Origin of the sequence: Brevibacillus sedimenti, from assembly GCF_020923495.1 — a bacterium.
Lineage (GTDB): Bacteria > Bacillota > Bacilli > Brevibacillales > Brevibacillaceae > Brevibacillus > Brevibacillus aydinogluensis.
Window position 1 is genome coordinate 3,234,852 of record NZ_CP064048.1, and the last position, 23,200, is coordinate 3,258,051.

Consider the following 23,200-nt stretch of genomic DNA (forward strand, 5'->3'; position numbering starts at 1 on the left):
TTAAGGGCGTTTTGCGTATTGCAGCATGTGCGCAACGATTAACCGATCCAGTTGTTGACTCATCCTCACAATTTTAGGGTCGTTAAAATTGTAACCGGCATCTTTGGCTGCGCGTTCCAGTTGCTGCCGCAGATCATCAATCTTCTTCTGCGTAATTTTCATGCTGCCAGACCCCCACCGACTCAGTCAACCACTATTTTACATTAATTGATAATGCATGGAAAGAGGAGAATGCCAGCGAGAACGCATCAAAAAAAGGAAGCCCCGCATCTGTTGCTGATGCAGGGCATGTTGTGCGTTTACTTGTTCAGCACGTGAATCGGATGGCCGAGAGCCAGTTCCGCAGCTTCCATCGTCACTTCGCCCAGGGTCGGGTGAGCGTGAATGGTGAGCTCGATGTCTTCCAGCGTCGCTCCCATCTCGATGGCCAGACCAATTTCGGCGATAATGTTGGACGCCTCCGGTCCGACAATCTGGGCGCCCAGCACCAGGTTGGTGCCTTTTTCGGCGATCAGTTTCACGAAGCCTTCACCGGCATTGACAGACAGCGCGCGGCCGTTCGCGGCAAACGGGAAGCGGCCCGCCACGTAGTCGATGCCCTGTTCTTTGGCTTCTCTTTCGCTGATCCCGACGCTGGCGATCTCCGGATCGGAGAAAACGACAGCGGGGATGGCCTTGTAGTCCACTTCGGACGGAAGACCGGCGATTGCTTCCGCCGCCACTTTGCCCTCGTAGGACGCCTTGTGGGCCAGAGCCGGACCGGCAACGATGTCCCCGATCGCGTAGACGTTGGGGATGTTGGTGCGGCCCTGTTTGTCCACCACAATGTAGCCGCGATCGGTCAGGTTCATGCCGATGTCGCGTACGCCCAGTTCGTCCGTGTTGGGACGGCGGCCGACGGTTACCAGCACGTATTCTGCATCAAACTGCTTCTGCTCTCCTTTTACTTCCGCAGTGACGACCACGCCGTCTTCCTTTTCCTCCATGCCTTGGGCGAGCGCTTTGACATTGATGTCCACGCCCAGCTTTTTCAGCTTGCGTTCTACCAGGCGGGTCATCTCCGGCTCGAATCCCGGCAGGATTTGGTCAGAGCCTTCCAAAATGGTTACCTTCGTGCCAAACTTGGCAAAGACGGTACCAAGCTCAATTCCGATGTAGCCGCCGCCGATTACGACCAGGCTCTTCGGAATTTCCGTCAGGGACAGGGCTTCCGTCGAGGAGAGCACGCGCTTGCCAAACGGGAACGCCGGCAGTTCGATCGGACGGGACCCCGTCGCGATGATGCAGTGGTTAAAACGGTAGCGGTTCACGTCGTAACCGTGGAAGACCCGTACTTCGTTTTCGTTGACAAACAGCGCTTCGCCGGGGATTACCTGAATCTTGTTGCCCTTGAACAGCGAAGCAACGCCGCCGGTCAACTGCTTGACGATGCCGTTTTTCCATTCCTGGACTTTGGCGAAGTCCACTTTTACGTTTTCCATGGTAATGCCCATGTTCGCCGTGTGCTGAGCATGCTCATACGTGTGAGCGGCGTGAATCATTGCTTTGGACGGAATGCAGCCGACATTGAGGCACACACCGCCCAGGTCTGCTTTCTCCACCACGGCGACGGATTTGCCCAGTTGGGCGGCGCGAATGGCCGCCACATAACCGCCCGGACCGGCGCCGATGACGAGAACGTCAACTTCTGTGGTAAATTCCCCTACTACCATTGTTGTTATCCCTCCATGACGAGCAGCGTCGGATTCTCCAGGAGCTGCTTCACGTAGTTGACGAAACGCTGCGCCGGTTCGCCGTCAATCAGGCGGTGGTCAAAGCTGAGCGACAGGGACAGCACTTGTCCGACCACGATTTCGCCGTTTTTCACTACCGGTTTTTCGCTGATGCGGCCTACACCGAGAATGGCAACTTCCGGGTAGTTGATGATCGGCGTGAAGAACATGCCGCCAGCGGAACCGATATTGGTGATGCTGAAGGTGGAGCCTTTCAGCTCGTCTGCCGTCGCCTTGCGTTCGCGCGATTTCTTCGCCAGTTCACTGATTTCGCCGGCGATTTCAAAGATGGATTTGCGGTCTGCCGCTTTGACAACCGGCACCAACAGACCGTCGTCGGTGGAAGTGGCAATGCCGATGTTATAGTACTTTTTGTAGACGATCTCTTGTTTTTCTTCGTCGATGGAAGCGTTCAGTTCCGGGAACTTTTTCAGTCCGGCCACGACCGCCTTGACGATGAACGGCAGATAGGTCAGTTTTACACCGCGCTCCTCTGCCAGCGGTTTGGCTTCCTTGCGCATGGCCACCAGCTCGGTGACATCCACTTCGTCGAAAATGGTAACGTGCGGAGCGGTGTACGCCGATTTGACCATTGCTTTGGCGATGGCTTTGCGAATGCCTTTGAGCGGAACGCGCTCCTCCACTTCGCCTGCTTGTGCAGTGTAGTGTACGGTCGGTGCAGCAGCCGCTTGCTGTACGCCGGTCGGCGCTTGATCTGCAGGTGCAGCCGCTTCAGCCTGCGCTTGGGCAGCTTGAGCTTGTGCGGGTGCCGCGCCGCCTGCGAGGAAGCGGTCTACGTCTTCGCGCGTGATGCGGCCCAATTTGCCGGTGCCTGGCACCAGTGCGAGCTGAACGCCTTTTTCCCGCGCGTATTTGCGCACGGACGGCGTTGCCAGCACGTGTTTGCGGTCTACAGGTGCTGCTGCTGCAGTCGCCTGCGCCATCGGCGTGTCCATCGGCTGGTTGGCGTTGGCGCTTACTTGGGAGCCAATGTCGCAGCCCGGTTCCATCTTGTCTTCTTTTGCGGGCTCGGCCGCAGCCGGAGCTTCTCCATGACCGTGATCCGGCAGGTTGGGCAGATCGCCTTCGACTTCAAATTCGATCAGCGGATCGCCGACGACGGAAACAGTGCCCTCGGTCACTTTCAGTTCCAGCACTTTCCCTTTGACCGGAGACGGTACTTCCACGACCGCCTTGTCATTTTGCACTTCCATGATTACTTGGTCTTCTTCAACGGTATCCCCCGGCTTCACGTGCCATTTGACGATTTCGCCTTCATGGATGCCCTCGCCAAGCTCCGGGAGTCTGAATGTAAAACGACTCACGTTATCTCCTCCTTAAAATAAACGCTCCGACGTAATCGCTCACAGGTGTGCCTAAAGAAGGCGGAAAGCTGATCTTTCCGCCGCATGTGCAGTTCAATCGTTAAAAGTCGAGAACTTGCGTCAGGCCGTCCACGACGCGTTTTACATCAGGCAGCCAGATGTCTTCTGCCTGCGCGAACGGGTATACCGTATCCGGCGCGGCCACGCGAAGCACCGGCGCTTCCAGGTGCAGGATGGCGCGTTCGTTGATTTGAGCGATGATTTCGGCAGCTACGCCGGAAGTTTTTTGCGCTTCCTGCACGACGATGGCACGGTTGGTCTTTTTCACCGATTCCACGATCGTGTCGATGTCGATCGGATTGATGGTGCGCAGGTCGATCACTTCCACTTTCGCGCCGCGCGCCTTCTCGATCTCTTCCGCCGCTTTCAGACTGGTATGAACCATGGCGCCATAGGTGATGATGGTAACGTCGCTGCCTTCCTTCACCACATTGGCCTTGCCCAGCGGGATGGTGTACTCGCCCTCCGGCACCTCCTGACGGAAGGAGCGGTACAGTTTCATGTGCTCCAGGAACACGACCGGATCGTTGTCGCGGATCGCGGAGATCAACAGCCCTTTTGCATCGTACGGGTTGGACGGGATGACCACTTTCACGCCAGGGGTCTGCAGAATCAGGCCTTCCAGCGAGTCAGCGTGCAGCTCCGGAGTTTTCACGCCGCCGCCAAACGGGGAGCGGAACGTGATCGGGCTGTGGAAGCGCCCGCCGGAACGGTAGCGCATCCGGGAAGCCTGGGACGCGATCGCGTCAAAGGTTTCAAACACAAAACCAAAGAACTGGATTTCCGCAACCGGACGGAAGCCGTTGACGGACAGACCCACGGCCAGACCGCCGATACCGGACTCTGCCAGCGGCGTGTCAAACACGCGATGTTCACCGAACTCAGCTTGCAGACCTTCTGTCGCGCGGAAGACCCCACCGTTTTTCCCTACGTCTTCCCCGAAGACGAGAACGGTTTCGTCGCGCTTCAGTTCACAGCGCAATGCATCCGTGATGGCTTGAATCATAGTCATTTGTGCCATGGCTTACTTCGACTCCTTCGCCAGATATTCTGCCTTCTGCTCTTCCAGCGCCGGCGGCAGTGTTTCAAACATGACGTCGATCAGTTCGCTCACTTTCATCTTCGGCGTTTCGTCCGCTTTCTTGATGGCGTCGGCAACCGCCTGTTTCGCTTCTTCAATGACGGCTTCTTCGTCTTTTTCGCTCCACAGACCTTTGCTTTCCAGGAACTTGCGGAAGCGGATCAGCGGGTCTTTTTGCTCCCATTCGCCTTGCTCTTCCCCGGTGCGGTAACGGGTCGGGTCATCGCCGGCCATGGTGTGCGGACCATAGCGGTAGGTAAGCGCCTCGATCAGAGTAGCGCCCTCACCGTTGATGCCGCGCTGTTTCGCTTCTTGGACAGCGTGGTAAACGGCCAAGACGTCCATGCCGTCTACACGCGCGCTGGCGATACCGGCTGCAACCGCTTTGACCGCGATATTCTCAGCAGCGGTTTGTTTCTCAAACGGAACGGAGATGGCGTAGCCGTTGTTTTGCGAGAAGAAGATCACCGGCAGTTTGTAGACGCCGGCAAAGTTCATGCCTTCGTAGAAGTCGCCCTGAGAGGTGGCACCGTCGCCAAAGTAGGTGATGGCCACGCGCTTTTCGCCGCGCAGCTTGTACCCCATGGCAACGCCGGCAGCTTGGGTACATTGAGCTGCGATGATGATTTGCGGCATCAGCACATTGACGTCTTCGGGGATGCGGCCGCCTTCAATATGCCCGCGGGAGTACAGGAACGCCTTGTACAGCGGGAAGCCGTGCCACACCATTTGCGGGATGTCGCGGTAGCTCGGCAGGATGAAGTCTTCTTTGGACAGGGCCGCTTCCGATCCGATCATGCACGCTTCCTGACCGGCCACAGGGGCGTAGAAGCCGAGACGGCCTTGACGGTTCAGGCTGATGGCACGCTGGTCCCACACACGGGTAAAGACCATTCTGCGCATCAGTTCACGCAGTTCATCATCGGAGAGCTTGGGCATCAGGTCAGGACGAACAACTTTACCGTCTGGAGCAAGGATTTGCAGCGGGGTGTTGTTGCCTGTTTTTTCAACAGCAGTTTTCACACTCATCACTTTCACCTCGTCACTGGTATCGTGGAAACGAGACAGCCCCTCACCGACACCGGCGCAACCAGAGCCGCGCTCGTGCAGAAAGGGAAAACTGCCTAAAAAACATTGGGGAAATTTCACCTGTGCTGAAAGTGCTTACAAACACGATCGCACACCCTGTTATATCGCAGTACAATCATCTGTTTAACGTGTTATACTATTGATATTACAGGGTTTATTTCCTTGCTGTTATCATTTACTATAAAATCTGTATCAGTTTTTTTCAAGGCTAAGTTCGGAAATTCCTGCACTTAGGAGGCGGATCGCCATGTCCGACTATGTAAAACGTACAATTGTCAAAGAAGAAGTGCCCAGCCTTCACGTGGACACTCCCCGTTCCGTCAAGGTATACCTTCCGCCCGGATACAACGAACTGCTCTCATATCCAGTCGTCTACTGCCAGGACGGCAACGATTTTTTTACCATGGGCCGGATTGCCACCATCGCCAATCAACTGATCCTGGAAGATGGGGTGGAGCCGTTTCTCATCGTCGGCGTATCCGTGGAACGAAGCAAACGGACGAGTGAATACTCCCCCGTCGGTTCGCGCCATGACGGATACAAACGCTTCTTTACAGACGAACTGCTCCCCTACATCGAGGAGCGTTATCCGGTGCGTCGCGATCCAAAATCCCGCGTCCTGGCGGGCGACTCGCTGGGGGGAACAGTCTCCCTGCACATCGCGCTGGACCGTCCTGATCTGTTTACACGCGTGCTGTCTCTCTCCGGCGCTTTTTTCCAGCCGACTCTGGATCGGATCGCTCAGGAATCCACTCTCTCCTGGCTGGACATCTGGATGGTGGTCGGGCTGGAGGAAACTGCTGTGGAGACACATATCGGCACATTTGATTTTGTGGAGTGGAACCGCGCCGCCCGGCAGTCGCTCATGGAAAAGCATGCTGCCGTGTCGTATCGCGAAAAACCGGGTAACCACGTTTGGGGACTGTGGCAAAAGGAACTGCCGGACGGTCTGCGCCACTTTTTTCCCGCCCTGCCGCTGTAAAAACGGCGTCGCGTTCCCTCAGTACAATCCGTTGATTTCCCGAATATCCGCATACGGGTAGTAGCTGCCATCCGTCAGGTATACACCCTGATGGGTGGCTTTTTCAATTTCACCCGCCACCTGTCTGGCGTCACTCAACACAATGTTGACGATCCTGCTTTCGTCCCGCTGCATCTGACGCTGCACCAACTGGCGCTGTTTGGGGGAAATCATCGTCATCCCTCTTTCTTTTCCCTATTGTTGGCTACCTATAGTATTGCTCGCTTCGGGCGATTTACTCCCCGAAAGCGGACGCCCTCCTCCCGCACATTTCTTGTTGACGGTCAATTTCAACATTGCTATACTTTTTAACGTTCGTTTTACTTTATCCAATTAAATAATTAAACAAGTAAAATGGTAAAACCTTATGCGGAAGCGGGTACGTCACTGTTCTATTGCACACATTCCCGCTTGTCCGGTTTTGTACGGCCGGGACCCCGCCTTTACGGATGGGCTGACATCAAGGTATGACTTCATGACTGTGGAGGGATTCCAATGAGTTCGCAAAAATGGGGCTTCTGGCTGCTGACCGCCTTCGTGGTGGGAAACATGGTCGGTTCCGGCATTTTCATGCTGCCCAACACGTTGGTGCAAGCGTCCAGTCCGCTCGCTGTGCTGTTCGCCTGGCTGCTGACCGGGTTTGGCGTGCTGATGATCGCGCTCGTCTTCGGCAACCTGTCCGTCCGCCGGCCCGATTTGACTGCCGGCCCGCAGAGCTACGCCCGCGCCATGTTTGATAATCCGCGCGCCGGAAAGGTTGCCGGCTTCAGCATGGTTTGGGGGTACTGGGTGGCAAACTGGGCGGGCAATGTCGCTGTTATCACCACGTTTGCCGGGTATCTGTCCGCATTTTTCCCGATTATGCAGGACAAAACCGTCCTGTTCTCGCTCTATTCCTTTCCGGTGGAAAAAGGAAAGTTCACGACATTTCTCGTCTGCACCGCGCTGTTGTGGGGCTTCCACACCTTGCTGGTGAGGGGGCTGAACGGCGCCGGCAAGCTGAACTTCCTGTCCACCGCCACCAAGGTATTGGGATTCGTGCTGTTTATCGTCGTCTGCCTGTTTGCCTTTAATGCAACCAACATGGGCGATTTCTATGCCCCGATCACGGATAAAAACGGTGCAGTGTACGATCTGCCCGGTCAGATAAACATGGCGATGGTGGCTACACTGTGGGCCTTCATCGGGATTGAATCGGCCGTGGTCCTCTCCGGCCGGGCCCGTTCCCAACGTGACGTGCGGTCGGCCACGATCGCCGGGCTGCTGATTTCGCTCGTCCTGTACATGGGCATCACCTTCCTGACGATGGGGGTCCTGCCGCTCGAACAACTGCGCGTGTCGGACAAGCCGCTGGTAGACGCCTTGTCCCAAGTCATCGGCAGCACCGGCGGGATCGTCATGGCTGTGCTGGCCATCATTTCGCTGATCGGCAGCACAATCGGTTGGCTCCTGATCGGAGCAGAGCCGCCGTTTCAAGCGGCCCGCGCCGGCATGTTCCCCGCTTCGTTTGCCAAGGTAAACGCCAGCGGGAGTCCGGTTCGCTCGCTGACCGTTACGAATCTCATGTCGCAACTGTTCATTTTTTCGACGATCTCCGGCACGATTGCCGAAGCGTACCACTTTGTCATCACGGTGGCAACACTGGCCATCCTCCTGCCCTATCTGGCTTCTGCCATTTTCCAGCTGAAGCTGGTGGTTATCGGTCAGACGTATGAACGGCAGCCGGCCGCACGCCTCTTTGATGGTGTGGTGGCTGTGCTGGCTGTGCTGTTCTCGCTCTGGGTCATCAAGACGGGGACAGCCGACATGAAAACGCTGCTGTTCGGACTGGCTCTCTACGCAGTCGGGCTGCTGCTCTATCCGGTGATGACGCCGCGACAGACGACAGTAAGCACTCCCTCGCCGCAGGCAAGCACCGAACTACAGTGATATATAAAGAAAAAAGGCATGTCCATCAGGGCATGCCTTTTTTTACGATATTTAAGGAAGAAACTGATCTTCCCATCGGTCCCAGGCTGCAAGGCCTGCACATTGATCAAAGGTAGAGACCGAACTACCCAGCTGTTTGCCGCCTGCCCGCGTCGCGTTTTGGAGCGGACACTTTCCGCTTCCTTGCTGGTCGTCAAGAGAGCGGGCGGGCCCCATCACCCATGCGACACAGACTTTGTCTACACACTGAGGAACAAAAAAAGGAACAAAAAAACGCCTCCCGCTTCCGGAAGACGTATGGTGTACGCGTAATGGCGGATGGGGTGGGATTTGAACCCACGAGACGGCTCAACACCGCCTACACGATTTCCAATCGTGCTCCTTCGGCCACTCGGACACCCATCCGTATTCGTGACGAGTGATAGTATACCCTGTTTTTTAAAGCAAATCAAGAGGGCTCGTGGGTTTCAGGCAAAAAAATGTGCAGCACGATGGACCCAGGCTGCACGTTTCCGCCGCTGCTTCGTCAGGGTGATGCGCTTGATCACACGCGTCTTGCTGACGTTTCACACTTTGCGCATTGCACAGCGATTTTTCTGTTGGTAAGATGAAGAAGACACTTTTACAAGTAAGGAGACTGCCCCGCATGAAGGTAAAAATCACCCGCAACGCTGCGAAGCAATTGAAAGCTGTGCTGGATCAAGAAGAAGACAAAGAGCTGAAACTGCGCGTCTACATCACGCATAAGCACGGCGACCACGCCCATTACGGCCTGGCGCTGGACAAGCCCGGTGCCGACGACGAGGTCGTCTCCACCGACAAGGAGATCGACGTGATCGTCAACAAAAACGAGCCGCTGCTGGATGGCGTAAAAATTGACTACCTGTACCTGCCGGAAGAAGGCTACGTCATCACCAATCCGTCCAAAGGCAATCACGGGGATCACTGATTCCAACGAAAAAGCTCTCTGCACGACAACCTGCGCAGAGAGCTCTTTTCTTTGTTTAGCAAAATTGAACAACGCGTTTCTATGATGTAACGGACAACAACTCGTCGGGAACATCGCACAGCAGCGGGCTGATTCGACCCGCTTCGTGCAGGATCAACAGCCGGTGAACGGGACGGGTCATCGCCACGTACAGCAGTTTGGCGTCCCACTCGCTGTCCGTGTATCGCTCCACATCCAAGAGGATCACTGCGTCAAACTGCAGCCCTTTGGTCAGATACGCCGGCATGACCGTTACACCTCCGGGGTATCGGCTGTCTTTGGAGCCGAGCAGGACCAGTTCGCTGATCGCGCCGCGCAGCGCCTTGTGCGCCTGTTTGCTCTCTTCGGCTGTCTTGGTGACGATGGCGACGGTCTGAAAGCCTTCTTCTTGCAATTCCCGGACAAGCCGTGCCGTTTGTTCCCATTTTTCGGCCGGAGCCGCATACGACAGCATCTTCGGCTTTTCTCCGTGCCGCAGCACCGGCCTGGCCATCACCGACTCGGGCAGGCGAATCCTGCGCAGCACCTCGTTGGCACAGCGCATGATCTCAATCGTGGACCGATAGCTTTGCGCCAGCGTGTAATACGCAGCGGGAGGCTGGACAAACACACCGCCTGTCAATTCGTCCCATGTCTGCAGGCCCCGGTAGCCGTGGATGCCCTGTGCGATGTCGCCCACCACGGTCAAGGACTGCCGCTTCGTCACCAGGGCGATCACGGCAATCTCCAAGGCGCTCAGATCCTGCGCCTCGTCCACCACCGTATGGTCGAACTGCCCCGCCTGTTCGAGCCCGTCCACCAGATGGCGCAGGTACAACAGCGGCGCCACGTCTTCCGGCTCGATCCGCTCGTTGGCAAAAAGCGCCTCCGATGATTGACAGACGTCCGCAATGACGCTGTCCTCCACGTCATCCGGCGCCAGGCGTCTGAGCAGCGTCTCATCCGTGATCAGCTTCCGGTACGCCGCGAATACATCCACCTGCGGGAAGGACGACAAGTACTTCTCCAGAATCTGTTCCATCATCCGCTCAAACCTTGTCAAACCCTGTTTGTCCAAATCAATCCGCATCTCGCGCAAATGGGCAAACAGCTGCTTGTTCATCTCCTGCTTCAGATGCTTGCGCAGCGCCTCGAGGCGCTTTCGGTAAGGCAGGTGGCCGAATACGGTGGTAAACAGTTCCCTGATCGTCTCTTTGCTGATGGAAAAGACCTGTTGGGTCCGGCTGTAGACAAAACTCAATGTTTTAAACGGGATCTCCTGCTCGGCCAGATAGCGCAGGTAGTTGTCCAAAGCCGTCTTGCAGGCGAGCGAACCTTTAAACCGCAGGCGGCGCTGCGTTATCTCACGTTCCCTCAGGTCCTGTCCTTCCTCAAAAAACAGGCGCAGCAGCTTCTGCGGGTCGGTGATGCGCCAGCCTTTGGGCAGAAGCGGCTTGGCCAGCTTGGCCGCCCAGTCCAAAAACGTGGCCTGCTGGACGTCATCCACCCCCAGTTCCGGAAGCACGTCCGATATGTAGTTCAGAAACAGGCGGTTCGGCGCAAACACCATGAATTTTTTCGACATCATCGTATCCTGGTAGTTGTAGATCAGGTAGGAGAGGCGGTGCAGCGCGATGGTGGTCTTCCCGCTCCCGGCCACCCCCTGGACGACGATGGGACGGTCTTTGTCCGCCCGAATGATGTCGTTTTGTTCGGACTGGATGGTCGCCACGATGTCCTTCAGCCGACTGTCGTTGGTCTGGTTGAGATTGGCGGCGAGGAACTCATCGATATACCCTTCCTCGAGAAACTCGTCGGGATGGCCGATACCCCGGCGGATCGTCTCCTTGACCGCCCCGTCGTAGATGCCGGTAATCTTTCCCTTCTCAATCGCAAAGTTGCGCTTCAGGCGAACTTCTCCACGGACGATGCCCTTGTCGGTCCGGTAGAAGGCGTCCTTGCTTTCGCCGCTGTAGTACAGGCTGGCAATCGGAGCCCGCCAGTCCACGACCAGCGCATCAAACGTATCGCTGCGGACAATGCCGCGCTTGCCGATATAGACGATGTCCAGTTCGTATGTCTCATCCTTGAGAAAGTCCACCCGGCCGAAGTAAGGTTTGTCCTTCCCCTGGTCTTCCAGATACCGCAGTTCCTTGGCCTTTTTGTACCCGACCACCTGCTTCACGTAGTCGTCGGTCACTTCCCTTACTTCCTCGCGCAGTATCTCGATCTCCCGTTCAATGGCGGACACCGTTTCATCCAGCCGCTTTTGTTCCTGTTCGTAATCGGGATGCCGAATCGTCACGTCCATCCTCCCTTCGCTTCAAACGCGCTGGCGTCAGCCCACATGCCGGCCCAGCCAGACTCCGGCTCCGCAGGCCAACAGCCCAATGCCGACGCTGAGCAGCACGTACGCCAATCCGCGTCCAATGTTCCCGTCGCCAAAAAAGGTGATGACCTCCAGAGAAAAGGTAGAAAAGGTCGTAAAGCCGCCCAACAGCCCGGTGGTAAAAAGCAGGTACAGCTCCGGCGGGAGAAACCCCCGCTCCTTTCCCCAGGCGTACAAAAGACCGATGCAAAACGAGCCGACAACATTGGCTCCCCACGTACCTGCCGGCCAGCCCGGCTGATTCAGCACCAGGCCCAATCCATACCGCACGATGGATCCGACAGCGCCCCCCACTGCCACAGCAAGCCACGACATGCGCATTCCTCCCTGTTCGCTCCGTTTCGTCGTAGAAAAAGACATCCAAGCGAAGCGCGTGGATGCCTTTTTGTGCCAGTACACGTTATCTTAATGTTTGGGACCGTTGTCCTCAAGATCTTCCACATAGCGGATCGATTCCAGGTTAGCCCGCAGGGACGCCTTGACAGCGTCGATGTACTTGCGCCGCAGTGCCTGCTGCTCCTGTTTTTCTTCGTCGGTCAGGCCTTGTTCGCGGGATTTCTTGGCCAACTCGTTGATCCGTTTGATTTCCGCGTCGGTTACCACAGCCTCTCCCCCTACTCTCTGTAATGCCGCTCTATTATAACACATCGGCGGCACAACGCAAGCGAAAGGATATACGCTGGCCTGCTCCGCTGTCTTGGCTGCCGTCTACTCTCCGACGGGAACAGCCAGGCGCTGTCCGGGGTATATGTCGGAGTTGTCCAGTCGGTTCATCTTTTTGATCGCGTACACCAGTTCGCGCACCTCCATGTCGGCTTCGTCCTGGTGCTCAACGGCAATTTTCCACAAGCTGTCACCCTTCTGAACGGTCACTACCTTCACAGGCACGATCGACGACGACTCCGATGCGAACACAAGTTCTGTCAGGAAGTAAAAAAAGAGAGAGAATACCACGAAAAAGATCAATGCCCCACCGCGTCTCACACCAGTGCGGCTATGGCGCTCCTGTTTTTTGGTGAAACGGTTGTGTGCGGATACAGCATGCATGATACCATCCCCCTGCAAACATACGTTCTATATTCTTGTTTTCATCATATGCGAACATGTGTTTTGTGTCAAGCGAAATCGAACTAACGTTTGTCGAACGCAAGATCCCATGGTACAATATAGAAAACATGTTCGAGAAAACAGGGGTGTGGTCCATGTCCAAGCTATCCAGCAGACAACAAGCCATTATCGATTTCATTCGCAAGGAAGTCCGCGACAAGGGATATCCGCCGTCCGTTCGTGAAATTGGCGAGGCCGTCGGGTTGGCCTCCAGCTCCACCGTCCACGGTCACCTGGCCCGTCTGGAAAAGAAAGGATTGATTCGGCGCGACCCCACCAAGCCGCGCGCGATTGAGCTGTTGACCGATGGCGACCGCTATCAGGATGACTATGAAGTATCCGTCGTGCGCGTGCCCGTCATCGGGAAGGTAACGGCCGGGCAGCCAATTACGGCCGTGGAACACGTGGAGGATTACTTCCCCCTGCCGGAGCACATTGTCACCTCGGACAAGGTGTACATGCTTCGCGTGTCGGGTGACAGCATGATCGAGGCAGGCATCCTCGACGGCGACTACGTCATCGTGCGCCAGCAAAACGTGGCCAACAACGGCGACATTGTCGTGGCCATGACCGATGAGGACGAAGCCACCGTCAAGCGGTTCTTCAAGGAAAAAAACCACTTCCGCCTGCAGCCGGAGAATTCCACGATGGAGCCGATCATCCTGGACTCGGTCACCATTCTGGGAAAAGTCATCGGAGTGTACCGGTTGATTCACTAGGAAAACGAATAGCCCGTATCTTTTCCGACCATCGTCGAAAGATACGGGCTTGTTTTTTCTATGACGCTGTCAGACCGGAACGATCCGGTGCAGGAATTGCATCTCGCCCTCTTGGAGCATGATCTACAGGGCGGCGATGAAAAACCAAATGATCATCACGATTTGCAGGACGACCTTGACGACTGCGCTGCCGAGAAATCCGACGAGCGATCCCACCCCCGCCTTAATCGCCCGTTCAAACGGCTGGTTGGATACGAACAGCTCTACCAACACCACAAACAAAAACGGCAGGATCAGCATCCCGAACGGCGGGAACAGGAAAATCCCGAGAAAGATACCGACCGCCGCTGCAATCGACGACCACTTGGAACCGCCGTACCGCTTCACGAAGTACATGTTGGTCAGCAAATCGGCTCCGTACAGCAGCACACTCAGCACCACCATCCCCCACCAGAACGACGCCGGCAGCCCGGCCCCCGGTTCGGCGAGGACAAAGTGGTACAGCAAAAACCCGGCCCAAAGCAAAATCGTATCCGGCAAAACCGGAAGAAAAATACCGGCGATGCTTGCGACAAACAACGCCACGATGACAATCCACAGCAGTATTTCCATCGGGCACACTCCTTTCTCTTAGGATATACGGATTACCTCGCCAATCGTTGCATCCTTCTATATATTCTCATCCACATTTTTGCAGAAGCCAGCCAGGCTGCAAAATTACACGGCCCTATGCGGTTCCATTTCATAATCACATCCGTGCTGGAAAGCAAGCGGATTACTGGTTTATCACTGCCTGGATTCGTTTTTCATATGACTCATCTTGGTCAGTAAGTATATTCAGCAATGATTTGTATATTTTCCCTTAATTTCCTTAAATGATTTACTATTGACATATCTTTACATTGCAGATAACATATTATTCGGAATGCGGCCGTATTACTTTATTACTTTTTGAAAGGATCGTAGGTATGAAATCAAGATTCAGAAAAATAACAAATATCATTCTGACCCTGTGCCTGCTCTTTACCTTTTCTCTCTCTAATTCTGCTCCTGTTTCCGCCGAGCTAAGCAAGCAAGACATTTCTATTAACGTTCAATCTGATAGTGAAGCATTCTTCGACTTTATTGCTGAAAACAAACAAGCGAATGCTTCGTATAGCGTCAGAATCATCGAAAAAGGAAGCAAATATCTTTGGGAATCAAGAATAGAAGTTGACGAAAAAACAGTTAGTGAAACTACGTTTATCATTAACAAAATCGAAAATCATTACAATGATGAAGATTTACAAACACACTTGTCCAACGTCATTCTGGGCACGGAGGATAGTGCTGTTTTAGATGAATATCTGAACGATGTCTTTGACGTAGCGTCAGATTCTTATAAAAAAGATGAGAACGCAAGAAAGACGCGGGTACTTCCAGCGGTTGTTCCCCTCGCTATTGGTGCAATTAGTGGCACAACATTAGCTAGTCTTGAAGCAGCATTATTTGCAACTGTAGCGGCAGGTACAGCAACCGTCGCAACAGCGATCCTGAAAGAGAGACAGCGGACGTCAGATGCAAAAGCAGAGGTCCGAACAAAAGAGAAGGCTTTAGAAAAATGGGATGATTTCACTGGAATACCCAAGGATGTGAAAACCTCTGCCACGAGACACGTCGAACTTGCAGGTGTGAACGAAATTGCAAATCGAATCAAACGAGATCGAAATAACGACGGGGACTTAGAGATTTATATCAGTTCTAAATCCCCCAGAAATCAGGTGTTACTGGTGTATGACATTAATTCAACACTTAAAACGACTGTTAACAGACATCTTGGTAATCATTTAAACGGAAGAAAGATCACTGATGCCTCTTATCGCAATGAACGATTAGATCTTAAAGGATACACTGTATTCTTAATTTATGATTACGACGACCAGGAACTGTTTCACGTTCACTTCGTCCCCCAGGCTGACAGGAGCGCAGAATTGCACTATATGCGTTACTGCGGAAATTTCGACTTGCAAATTTTTCCCAGAATTAGATCTAACCCTAGTTACTCTGAGTTTTTACAAAAAACCGAAAGAGATCGATTAGAGTTTGAGAAAAAATATAAACAAGCTATCAAAGGAAGAAATTTGCTCAAAGATAGCAAAGGAAACAGATCTGTTGTACCATACAAATGATAGCTATTTTCACATAAGGAAGGGGTTACAAGATGATAGAAGATGATGATTTGGTGAGATGTGAACATTGCAAGAAGCTTTTTTTATGGTGCGAAATCGAAGAATTGTCACCAGAAAGATGCTCCATTCTCCGCGATGAAGAAATCTACTACATCTGTGAATATTGCATCGGTGCCAATGAAGGAACTGGGGAAGTTGAATACTGGAATGAATGGGTGAGAAAGAAACGTTTGGAAAACGAACAATCATAATGCAGCCCCTGCCATGGGGCTGCTCAGACTGAAGACAAACGGTTCATTGAGTTAGCGTCCACAAAAAATGATCTCCAGGCCGAAAGGCCTGCCTATTCATCAACCGAAGCGGAAGACAATGTGCATCGCATGGCGGGATGGGCCAAGCGAGCTCCTTTGACGACCTGCTCAGCGGAAAAACGAAGACGCGGGAATCAACAGGGGACACAAGTCTCACTTCCTCGAAAAAACCAGATGTTTGTCCCCTGCCCGCGTCTCGTTTTGGAGCGGACATCATTCGCTTCTGTGCTGGGCGTCAAGCGAGCGAGCGGGCCCGATCTCCCATGCGCCGCGGACTTTGTCTACACGCTGTGCAGCCCCTGCCATGGGGCTGCTGTTTTTTTGCTCTCTCTGGAGCCCTTACGATCTCATTCGCAAAACAACAAAAAGGAGCAGGGCCATCACTCGGCCCCACTCCCGGAACTTCCCCGCCCCAACAGGCAAAGGGGGTTCGCTGATTAGTAGGTGTTCATGTATTGTTCGCGTTCCCAATCGTGGACGCGTGTACGGAACATATCCCATTCGATTTCTTTTGCCTCGGTGAAGTGGATCAGGGCATGTTCACCCAGCGCGTCGCAGATGACCGGATCGGCCTTCAGGCAGTCGATCGCTTCCTTCAGAGTAGCCGGCAGGCTTTCGATGCCGGCAGCTTCGCGCTCTTCTTCGGTCATCACGTAGATGTTGCGGTCCACCGACGGCGGCAGCTCCAGTTTGTTCTTTATGCCGTCCAGCCCCGCTTTCAGCATGACAGCCAGTGCCAGGTACGGGTTGGCAGCCGGGTCCGGGCTGCGAACTTCGATCCGCGTGCTCAATCCACGGGAAGCCGGGATGCGTACCAGCGGGGAGCGGTTTTTCGCCGACCAGGCCACATAGCACGGCGCTTCATAGCCGGGCACCAGACGCTTGTACGAGTTCACCAGTGGGTTGGTGATGGCCGTAAATCCGCGTGCATGGTGCAGAATGCCGGCCAGGTAGTGTTTTGCCGTCTGGCTGAGGCCCAGCGGGTCAGATTCGTCGTAGAACGCATTTTCTTTGTTGCGGAAGAGAGATTGGTGAGCGTGCATGCCGGAACCGCTCACGCCAAACAGCGGTTTGGGCATAAACGTCGCGTGCAGGCCGTGTTGACGGGCAATGGTTTTCACCACCAGTTTGAAGGTGACGATTTGGTCAGCCGCCTGCAGCGCGTCGGCGTATTTAAAGTCAATTTCGTGCTGACCCGGTGCTACTTCATGGTGGGATGCTTCAATTTCGAAGCCCATTTTTTCCAGGGTAAGCACAATGTCGCGGCGGCAGTTTTCACCAAGGTCGAGCGGCGCGAAGTCAAAATAACCGCCCTGGTCGTTCAGATCGAGTGTCGGTTCCCCTTTCTCGTTAATCTTGAAGAGGAAAAACTCCGGTTCCGAACCGACATTGAAAGCAGTGAAGCCCATCTCTTCTGCTTCCTTCAGCGCACGTTTCAGGATATAGCGCGGGTCCCCTTCAAACGGGGTGCCGTCTGGCATGTAGACGTCACAGATCAAACGGGCCACTTTGCCGTGCTCGGTCCCCCACGGGAAAACCACCCAGGTATCCAGATCCGGCACCAGGTACATGTCGGATTCCTCGATACGCACAAAGCCCTCGATGGACGAACCGTCAAACATCATTTTGTTGTCCAGTGCCTTGGGCAGTTGGGAGAGCGGAATCTCCACGTTTTTGATGACCCCCATCAGGTCGGTAAACTGCAGGCGGATATACCTGACATCCTCCTCTTGGGCCAGACGCATAATGTCTTCCTTGGTGTACTTGCTCACGTTTCTCTCCTCCTATCGCGTTTGTTGTCTTGTATTTAGTGGAAGAAGCGTGAAAGCTCTCCACGTATCAACGCATTCTCGCCGTGACGAGTCGCGTTGTTAAACAAGATTTGCTGCTTCAAAAGCTGATGCAGTTCCTTTTCGGACATTTCCTTCCGCTTGGCCTCGGAAGTGGCAGTGATCTCCGTCTTTTCCGCGGCGGACTGCTGCATCTGCAGCACCTGCTTGATGCCGGCGATGTTGAGTCCTTTTTCGATCAGCGCCTTGATTTCCAGCAAGCGATCGACGTCGTTAAAGGAGAAGAGTCGCTGCTTCCCTTCCGTACGTGCCGGCTGAATCAGTCCGTTTTGCTCGTAATAACGGATTTGCCGGGCGGTCAGATCGGTCAACTTCATGACGATCCCGATTGGAAAGAGAGCCATGTTTCGACGAATGTCATCACTCATGACGTGTCCCTCCTCTTCTCAATCCTTGATTGTATTGTATGCGTTTTTAAGAATCCTGTCAATGGATGTTAGAAAAGATTACACAAAATGATGCATCTTTCGGCAAATCAACGCGAAAAAACGGGAAGCGTCTCTTGCAACGCTCCCCGTTTGCAGGGCAATTGACTCGTTAACGCCGGTCTGCGACGCCTACGCATTCGGCAGTTCCAGCAGCCCTTTTTCTAACAGGAGGTCCAGCGCGGTCAGGATGCCCACCTTGACATGGGAGTAGGTCAAACCGCCCTGCACGAAGCCCAGGTACGGCGGACGAATCGGGCCGTCCGCGGAAAACTCAATGCTCGCCCCCTGGATGAACGTGCCGGCCGCCATGATGACCGGATCGGCGTATCCGGGCATGTCACTCGGATAAGGGGTGACGTGGGAATCGACCGGTGCCGCCTTCTGGATGCCCTGGCAAAACGCGATCAATCGCTCCGCCGAACCAAATTCGACCGATTGGATCAGGTCGGTGCGCGGCTCGTGCCACAGCGGATTGGTCCGAAAGCCCAGCCGCTCCAAGAGTGCGGATGAAAAAATCGCCCCTTTGAGCGCTTCGCCAACCACATGAGGAGCGAGGAAAAAGCCCTGGTACATTTCCAACAGGGAGTACAGCGACGCTCCTCCCTCCGCGCCGATGCCGGGAGCGGCCATCCGGTAGGAAGCGAGCTTCACCAGGTCCTGTCTGCCGACGATGTATCCGCCGGTCTTGACCAGACCGCCGCCCGGGTTTTTGATCAGCGAACCTGCCATGATGTCCGCGCCCACCTGCAGCGGCTCCCGCTCCTCGGTAAACTCTCCGTAGCAGTTGTCCACAAAGACGATCAGTTCCGGATTCCGCCCTTTGACAAAGCGAATCATCTCTTCCAGCTTGGCGATGGTAAACGACGGACGGTCAGCGTATCCGCGGGAACGCTGGATGCCGATCACTTTTGTATTCGGGGTGATCGCCTCGGCCACAGCGGCAAAGTCAATTTCCCCCTCCGGCGTCAGCGGCACATAGCGGTACCCGATGCCATAGTCCTTCAGCGAGCCTTGTCCCTCGCCGCGCACACCTACTACTTCTTCCAGCGTGTCATACGGTTTGCCGGTGATGTACAGCAGTTCGTCGCCGGGACGGAGCAGGCCGAACAGGCAGATGGCGATCGCGTGCGTGCCGGAGATGATGTGTGGCCGGACCAAGGCCGCCTCCCCGCCAAACACGTCCGCATAAATCGCTTCCAGCGTCGCACGGCCCGTGTCATCGTAGCCGTATCCCGTCGACGGCGCAAAGTGAAACTCGTTTACTTCATGCTTCTGAAACGAACGGAGCACCTTCAACTGGTTGTAGTCGACCAGGGCGGCAATCTCCTGATGCCGCCCGGCAATCATCGCTTCGACTTCCTGCACGATCGGGCGCAGCCGTTCTCCATGGGTGAATAATGAAAACATTGTCGTTCCTACCAACTCTCTTCTGCAATCTCTGGCTTGTCCAGGAGGAACGGGACAACTTTCCCGTAGATGGGATGGTCCCGGTTGATGCGTACGGTAATCAGATACGCGGCATTCGCTTCGTCAAACGTCTGCTCCATCTCGACACCTTCGCGGTGCAGCAGCGACACGATGTCTCCGCGCTCTACCGGCACTTTCAGCTTGATCCGGTCAAAGGAAGCGTAGACGTACGTTTCGATGCGCTCCAACAGCCGCTGCAAGTCTTCATCTCGCAGCGCGGAGATGAGAATGGAATCGTCCACCGGCGGCAAGTATGTGCCCTCGGGGATCAAATCGGCCTTGTTGAACACCACGAGCTGCGGGATTTCGTTCGCCCCAAGCTCACGCAGGATGCGCTCCACCACTTCCATGTGGATTTCCAGATCGGGATGGTGGCTGTCCACCACATGCAGGATCAGATCAGCTTCCTGAACGCCTTCCAGCGTAGAGCGGAAAGCAGCCACCAGCGTTGTCGGCAAATCCTGGATAAACCCGACGGTATCCGTGAGCAGCACCTCCATGCCGCTTGGCAGGGAAAGCTGCCTCGTCGTCGGGTCGAGGGTGGCAAACAGTTTGTCTTCCTGCAGGGTGTTCGCGGAGGTCAGCCGGTTTAACAGCGTGGATTTGCCGGCGTTGGTGTAGCCGACCAGCGCAATTTGATAGACGCTGTTTTTCTTGCGCCGCTCCCGGTGAAGCTGGCGGGTGCGCACGATGTCGGCCAGCTGCTGCTTCAGTTCGCTGATTCGCCGTCTGATGTGGCGCCGATCACTCTCCAGCTTGGTCTCCCCGGGCCCGCGCGTGCCGATCCCGCCCCCCAGGCGGGAGAGCTGCTTGCCCTGTCCCGCCAGGCGCGGCAGCAGGTAATTGTACTGGGCCAGTTCCACCTGGATCTTGCCCTCCCGGGACTGCGCCCGTCCGGCAAAAATGTCCAGGATCAGCTGGGTGCGGTCGATTACCTTGCAGTCGAACACCGTGTCCAGGTTGCGGGTCTGACTGGGCGACAGCTCGTCGTTGAAGATGACCAGATCCACGTCCAGTTCCTGCGCGCGGTGGGCGATCTCCTGTATCTTGCCGCTGCCCAGATACCAGGCGGGATCGATGCGCTCGCGGTTTTGGGTGACCACGTCAAGCACGTCGACGCCGGCCGTCCGCGCCAGCTCGTGCAGTTCCTCCATTGAGAGACGTGCCCGCTCCGCATCGCGGTTATCCAAAAAACAGCCGACCAGAATGGCTGTTTCAACACGTTTGATCACATCGTCCACGTATTCACGTCCTTTCCCACCCTATCATACCACAATTCATCCGGTTGTCAGGAAGCGGGCCAGACAAAATCCTCCGGCAGCAGCGTCATCACCTCGTCGCGCGTCGGTTCCGCCACGTCCAATAGCCGCACTGCCTGTCTGCGGATGGCCTGTTCAATGGCGTTCCGAACATAGCGGGCGTTGCTGAAATTGACTTCAAACACATCGTTGCGCTTGCGCATCAGATGGTGTCGCAACTTTTCCCTGGCGGAGGGTGACAGCTTGTATTCCTTTCCCTCCACCATCAACTCGGCAATGCTGATCAGTTCGTCTACCGTGTAGTCGGCAAACCGCAGTTGAATGGGAAAGCGGGAAGGCAATCCGGGATTCAGCTCCAGAAATGCATCCATCTCATCGGTGTAGCCCGCCAGAATGCAGATAAAATCATTGCCGTGGTCTTCCAGTGCCTTTGTCAAACAATCAATTGCTTCCTTGCCAAAATCCTTTTCTCCGCCGCGCGCCAGGGAGTACGCCTCGTCGATGAACAAGATGCCGCCAAGCGCCTTTTTGATGAGCTCGCGCGTCTTTTGCGCGGTATGGCCGATAAATTCGCCGACGAGATCGGCCCGTTCCACTTCGATCAGATGTCCCTTGCTCAAAATGCCCATTTCGCGAAAGAGTTTGCCAAACAAGCGGGCGACCGTCGTCTTGCCGGTGCCCGGATTTCCTTTGAACACCATGTGGTAGACTTGCTTCTCCAGCTTCAGGTTGTGTTTTTCCCGCTCCTTGTTTACCCTCAGCAGCGCGTGGATCTCGTACATCAGCTTTTTGGCTTCACGCAAACCGATCAGTCGCTCCAGCTCGTCGAAGGCGGCGGCCACATTGCCGGGTGCGGTAGTGCGTACCTTGTCGGCCAATGTTTCCGGACGTTTGACCTTTTCCGGCCGGCGAAAGACTACCTGGATGCGGTTAGGAGCCTTGTCTGTCACGGAATCAGCCGGCGGTTGATTGCCCGACGGTTTCACCAGCGATCACCTGCCTCATGGTCATACATTAAGTATACGCATGGGGCTGGCAGACCTGCCCATTTTTTTCTACAGGGACGTATACCTGTGGACACCCGCCCGGCCAATCCGGTTGAAAAACCATGACATGACCAGCAGTCCGGCCATGCACCCGGAGAGAAACGGCACGACGCCGCCCAGCAGACGCGCCATCGTCCATGCGCCGCCAGCGCTCCATACCCACGCGACAGCCGCGAACAGGCCGCATCCGCCCACACCCAGCCAATACAACCATTTTATCCGGACCAAAAGACGTCTCCCGCCGACCACCATTGCCTGCCCGCGATGCACCATCCGCCAGAGTGCCAGCGCAATCAGCGACAAGCCAATGAGCGTACTGCCGTGCTGCAGCAGCTTGTAGACGGGTATGTCCAAGCCCGCCAAAGGAAGCGGCACCCGTTGTTGCAGAAGCGGCAGGCGGCTGACCATGAACGCCCCCTGATGGGTAAACGCGTCCCAGACGATATGGGTGAGACTGCCGATTACCGCCGAATAGGAAAAGACCAGCCCATCGCGCAGCGAACCGATCATCCAAGGCTTGGCCGCAGCGTATCCCAGCCCCCGGTCAAACGGGGCGGGCAGGCAGGCGACCAGGGGGCGCTTGACGATGCGGTGAAAAAGTAAGGCCAACAGAAAACTGAGCGGCAGATCAAACACAAACAGGCCGACCAGGGTATGACTGACCGCGCTGTACGGCCTCAACCGGAAAAAGTATTCAAAATCGGGCGCCATGCTGCCAAAGACCAGTGCGGTAAAAGACAGCCAGCGAACGCGCCAGAAGGGCAGCACGATCGCCGGGTGGGCAAACGTGAACGGCAAAGAACCCACTCTCCATAAGATATTTTATGTAAACTTATAGGCTGTTTCATCCTGTCTGCTGCACCTGTTTTTTTGCGTGCCGGAACCAGCAAACCTGTCCCTGACAGTGAAAAAAGCCCGGATGGCTAAGATCCCGGCTTCGTTGGTGTGACGCTATGCTTGCTGATTGTTGTCTTGAGACATGAGCGACACGGGACGCTGCGGCGTGAACGTGGAAATGGCATGCTTGTATACAAGCTGCTGCTTACCTTCGCTGTCAATCACGATGGTAAAGTTGTCAAACGCTTTGATGTAGCCGCGCAGTTGAAACCCGTTTACCAGGTAGATGGTGACAGCGATGTTCTCCTTCCGCAAGTGGTTCAGGAACGTATCTTGAATGTTGATCGACTGTTTCATGTTCATTACCCCCTAAAA

Annotated in this window: 24 protein-coding genes and 1 tRNA gene; 6 read left to right on the forward strand and 19 right to left on the reverse strand. The window is 55.1% G+C overall.

Going from position 1 to position 23,200, the window contains the following annotated elements; translation table 11 throughout:
- From IRT44_RS15900 to pdhA, 5 genes are all read right to left on the reverse strand, one after another.
- On the reverse strand, positions 1 to 162 hold the full coding sequence (locus tag IRT44_RS15900) for an aspartyl-phosphate phosphatase Spo0E family protein (protein ID WP_171566718.1): 162 nt from the start codon (positions 160 to 162) through the stop codon (positions 1 to 3).
- A gap of 137 nt (positions 163 to 299) precedes the next feature.
- The gene (gene lpdA / locus IRT44_RS15905) at positions 300 to 1,712 is read right to left on the reverse strand and encodes a dihydrolipoyl dehydrogenase (protein WP_212132533.1); all 1,413 of its coding nucleotides are present in this window, start codon (positions 1,710 to 1,712) and stop codon (positions 300 to 302) included.
- A 5-nt stretch (positions 1,713 to 1,717) separates the two neighbouring features.
- Positions 1,718 to 3,097 carry a dihydrolipoamide acetyltransferase family protein gene (locus IRT44_RS15910; protein WP_230076981.1) on the reverse strand — a complete coding sequence of 460 codons (1,380 nt, stop codon included), beginning with the start codon at positions 3,095 to 3,097 and terminating at the stop codon, positions 1,718 to 1,720.
- A gap of 100 nt (positions 3,098 to 3,197) precedes the next feature.
- Positions 3,198 to 4,178 (reverse strand): alpha-ketoacid dehydrogenase subunit beta, encoded by a 981-nt coding sequence (locus IRT44_RS15915; protein WP_171566715.1) that lies wholly within the window; start codon positions 4,176 to 4,178, stop codon positions 3,198 to 3,200.
- 3 nt (positions 4,179 to 4,181) lie between these two features.
- Positions 4,182 to 5,267, reverse strand: a complete 1,086-nt coding sequence (gene pdhA, locus IRT44_RS15920) for a pyruvate dehydrogenase (acetyl-transferring) E1 component subunit alpha (protein ID WP_230076982.1) — start codon at positions 5,265 to 5,267, stop codon at positions 4,182 to 4,184.
- Positions 5,268 to 5,574: 307 nt separating this feature from the next.
- Here pdhA and IRT44_RS15925 point away from each other — a divergent pair, with 307 nt between their 5' ends.
- Complete coding sequence (locus tag IRT44_RS15925) at positions 5,575 to 6,309, forward strand: alpha/beta hydrolase (RefSeq protein ID WP_171566713.1); 735 nt, start codon at positions 5,575 to 5,577, stop codon at positions 6,307 to 6,309.
- Positions 6,310 to 6,327: 18 nt separating this feature from the next.
- On the opposite strand, the gene IRT44_RS15930 is transcribed toward IRT44_RS15925, so the two are convergent.
- Entirely contained in the window at positions 6,328 to 6,522 is a 195-nt protein-coding gene (locus IRT44_RS15930; protein WP_171566712.1) for a hypothetical protein, read from the reverse strand.
- A 321-nt stretch (positions 6,523 to 6,843) separates the two neighbouring features.
- Between IRT44_RS15930 and IRT44_RS15935 the strand changes: the two genes are divergently transcribed.
- Positions 6,844 to 8,277 carry an amino acid permease gene (locus IRT44_RS15935; protein WP_230076983.1) on the forward strand — a complete coding sequence of 478 codons (1,434 nt, stop codon included), beginning with the start codon at positions 6,844 to 6,846 and terminating at the stop codon, positions 8,275 to 8,277.
- A 312-nt stretch (positions 8,278 to 8,589) separates the two neighbouring features.
- Here IRT44_RS15935 and IRT44_RS15940 read toward each other — a convergent pair.
- A tRNA-Ser gene (locus IRT44_RS15940) sits at positions 8,590 to 8,682 on the reverse strand.
- Between the two features lie 241 nt (positions 8,683 to 8,923).
- Here IRT44_RS15940 and IRT44_RS15945 point away from each other — a divergent pair.
- On the forward strand, positions 8,924 to 9,226 hold the full coding sequence (locus IRT44_RS15945) for a HesB/IscA family protein (protein WP_171566710.1): 303 nt from the start codon (positions 8,924 to 8,926) through the stop codon (positions 9,224 to 9,226).
- Positions 9,227 to 9,305: 79 nt separating this feature from the next.
- On the opposite strand, the gene IRT44_RS15950 is transcribed toward IRT44_RS15945, so the two are convergent.
- The 4 genes from IRT44_RS15950 to IRT44_RS15965 form a co-directional block, all read right to left on the reverse strand.
- Positions 9,306 to 11,549: a HelD family protein gene (locus tag IRT44_RS15950; RefSeq protein ID WP_230076984.1), complete on the reverse strand. Its 2,244-nt coding sequence runs from the start codon at positions 11,547 to 11,549 to the stop codon at positions 9,306 to 9,308.
- A 33-nt stretch (positions 11,550 to 11,582) separates the two neighbouring features.
- Complete coding sequence (crcB, locus tag IRT44_RS15955; RefSeq protein ID WP_171566708.1) at positions 11,583 to 11,948, reverse strand: fluoride efflux transporter CrcB; 366 nt, start codon at positions 11,946 to 11,948, stop codon at positions 11,583 to 11,585.
- 90 nt (positions 11,949 to 12,038) lie between these two features.
- A complete protein-coding gene (locus tag IRT44_RS15960) occupies positions 12,039 to 12,236 on the reverse strand; it encodes a DUF896 domain-containing protein (protein WP_230076985.1) in 198 nt (65 codons plus the stop codon).
- A gap of 105 nt (positions 12,237 to 12,341) precedes the next feature.
- Positions 12,342 to 12,680 carry a cell division suppressor protein YneA gene (locus tag IRT44_RS15965; protein WP_171566706.1) on the reverse strand — a complete coding sequence of 113 codons (339 nt, stop codon included), beginning with the start codon at positions 12,678 to 12,680 and terminating at the stop codon, positions 12,342 to 12,344.
- Between the two features lie 155 nt (positions 12,681 to 12,835).
- Here IRT44_RS15965 and lexA point away from each other — a divergent pair, with 155 nt between their 5' ends.
- A complete protein-coding gene (gene lexA, locus IRT44_RS15970) occupies positions 12,836 to 13,459 on the forward strand; it encodes a transcriptional repressor LexA (RefSeq protein ID WP_171566705.1) in 624 nt (207 codons plus the stop codon).
- A gap of 123 nt (positions 13,460 to 13,582) precedes the next feature.
- On the opposite strand, the gene IRT44_RS15975 is transcribed toward lexA, so the two are convergent.
- Positions 13,583 to 14,071 carry a DUF456 domain-containing protein gene (locus IRT44_RS15975; protein WP_171566704.1) on the reverse strand — a complete coding sequence of 163 codons (489 nt, stop codon included), beginning with the start codon at positions 14,069 to 14,071 and terminating at the stop codon, positions 13,583 to 13,585.
- A 356-nt stretch (positions 14,072 to 14,427) separates the two neighbouring features.
- Here IRT44_RS15975 and IRT44_RS15980 point away from each other — a divergent pair, with 356 nt between their 5' ends.
- Together IRT44_RS15980 and IRT44_RS15985 are read left to right on the forward strand one after the other, a co-directional pair.
- Complete coding sequence (locus IRT44_RS15980; RefSeq protein WP_230076986.1) at positions 14,428 to 15,627, forward strand: hypothetical protein; 1,200 nt, start codon at positions 14,428 to 14,430, stop codon at positions 15,625 to 15,627.
- Positions 15,628 to 15,659: 32 nt separating this feature from the next.
- Positions 15,660 to 15,878: a hypothetical protein gene (locus tag IRT44_RS15985; protein ID WP_230076987.1), complete on the forward strand. Its 219-nt coding sequence runs from the start codon at positions 15,660 to 15,662 to the stop codon at positions 15,876 to 15,878.
- Positions 15,879 to 16,375: 497 nt separating this feature from the next.
- Here the strand turns inward: IRT44_RS15985 and glnA are convergent, their stop codons facing one another.
- The 7 genes from glnA to hfq form a co-directional block, all read right to left on the reverse strand.
- The gene (gene glnA / locus IRT44_RS15990; protein ID WP_230076988.1) at positions 16,376 to 17,710 is read right to left on the reverse strand and encodes a type I glutamate--ammonia ligase; all 1,335 of its coding nucleotides are present in this window, start codon (positions 17,708 to 17,710) and stop codon (positions 16,376 to 16,378) included.
- Between the two features lie 35 nt (positions 17,711 to 17,745).
- Positions 17,746 to 18,156 (reverse strand): MerR family transcriptional regulator, encoded by a 411-nt coding sequence (locus IRT44_RS15995; RefSeq protein ID WP_230076989.1) that lies wholly within the window; start codon positions 18,154 to 18,156, stop codon positions 17,746 to 17,748.
- Positions 18,157 to 18,345: 189 nt separating this feature from the next.
- Complete coding sequence (locus IRT44_RS16000; protein ID WP_230076990.1) at positions 18,346 to 19,623, reverse strand: methionine gamma-lyase family protein; 1,278 nt, start codon at positions 19,621 to 19,623, stop codon at positions 18,346 to 18,348.
- 8 nt (positions 19,624 to 19,631) lie between these two features.
- Complete coding sequence (gene hflX / locus IRT44_RS16005; RefSeq protein WP_230076991.1) at positions 19,632 to 20,924, reverse strand: GTPase HflX; 1,293 nt, start codon at positions 20,922 to 20,924, stop codon at positions 19,632 to 19,634.
- 47 nt (positions 20,925 to 20,971) lie between these two features.
- Complete coding sequence (locus IRT44_RS16010) at positions 20,972 to 21,928, reverse strand: AAA family ATPase (protein ID WP_171564735.1); 957 nt, start codon at positions 21,926 to 21,928, stop codon at positions 20,972 to 20,974.
- A gap of 69 nt (positions 21,929 to 21,997) precedes the next feature.
- Positions 21,998 to 22,786, reverse strand: coding sequence for a DUF4184 family protein (locus IRT44_RS16015; protein ID WP_230076992.1), 789 nt, complete (start codon positions 22,784 to 22,786; stop codon positions 21,998 to 22,000).
- A gap of 153 nt (positions 22,787 to 22,939) precedes the next feature.
- A complete protein-coding gene (gene hfq / locus IRT44_RS16020) occupies positions 22,940 to 23,182 on the reverse strand; it encodes an RNA chaperone Hfq (protein ID WP_171564733.1) in 243 nt (80 codons plus the stop codon).
- Positions 23,183 to 23,200 lie beyond the last annotated feature (18 nt).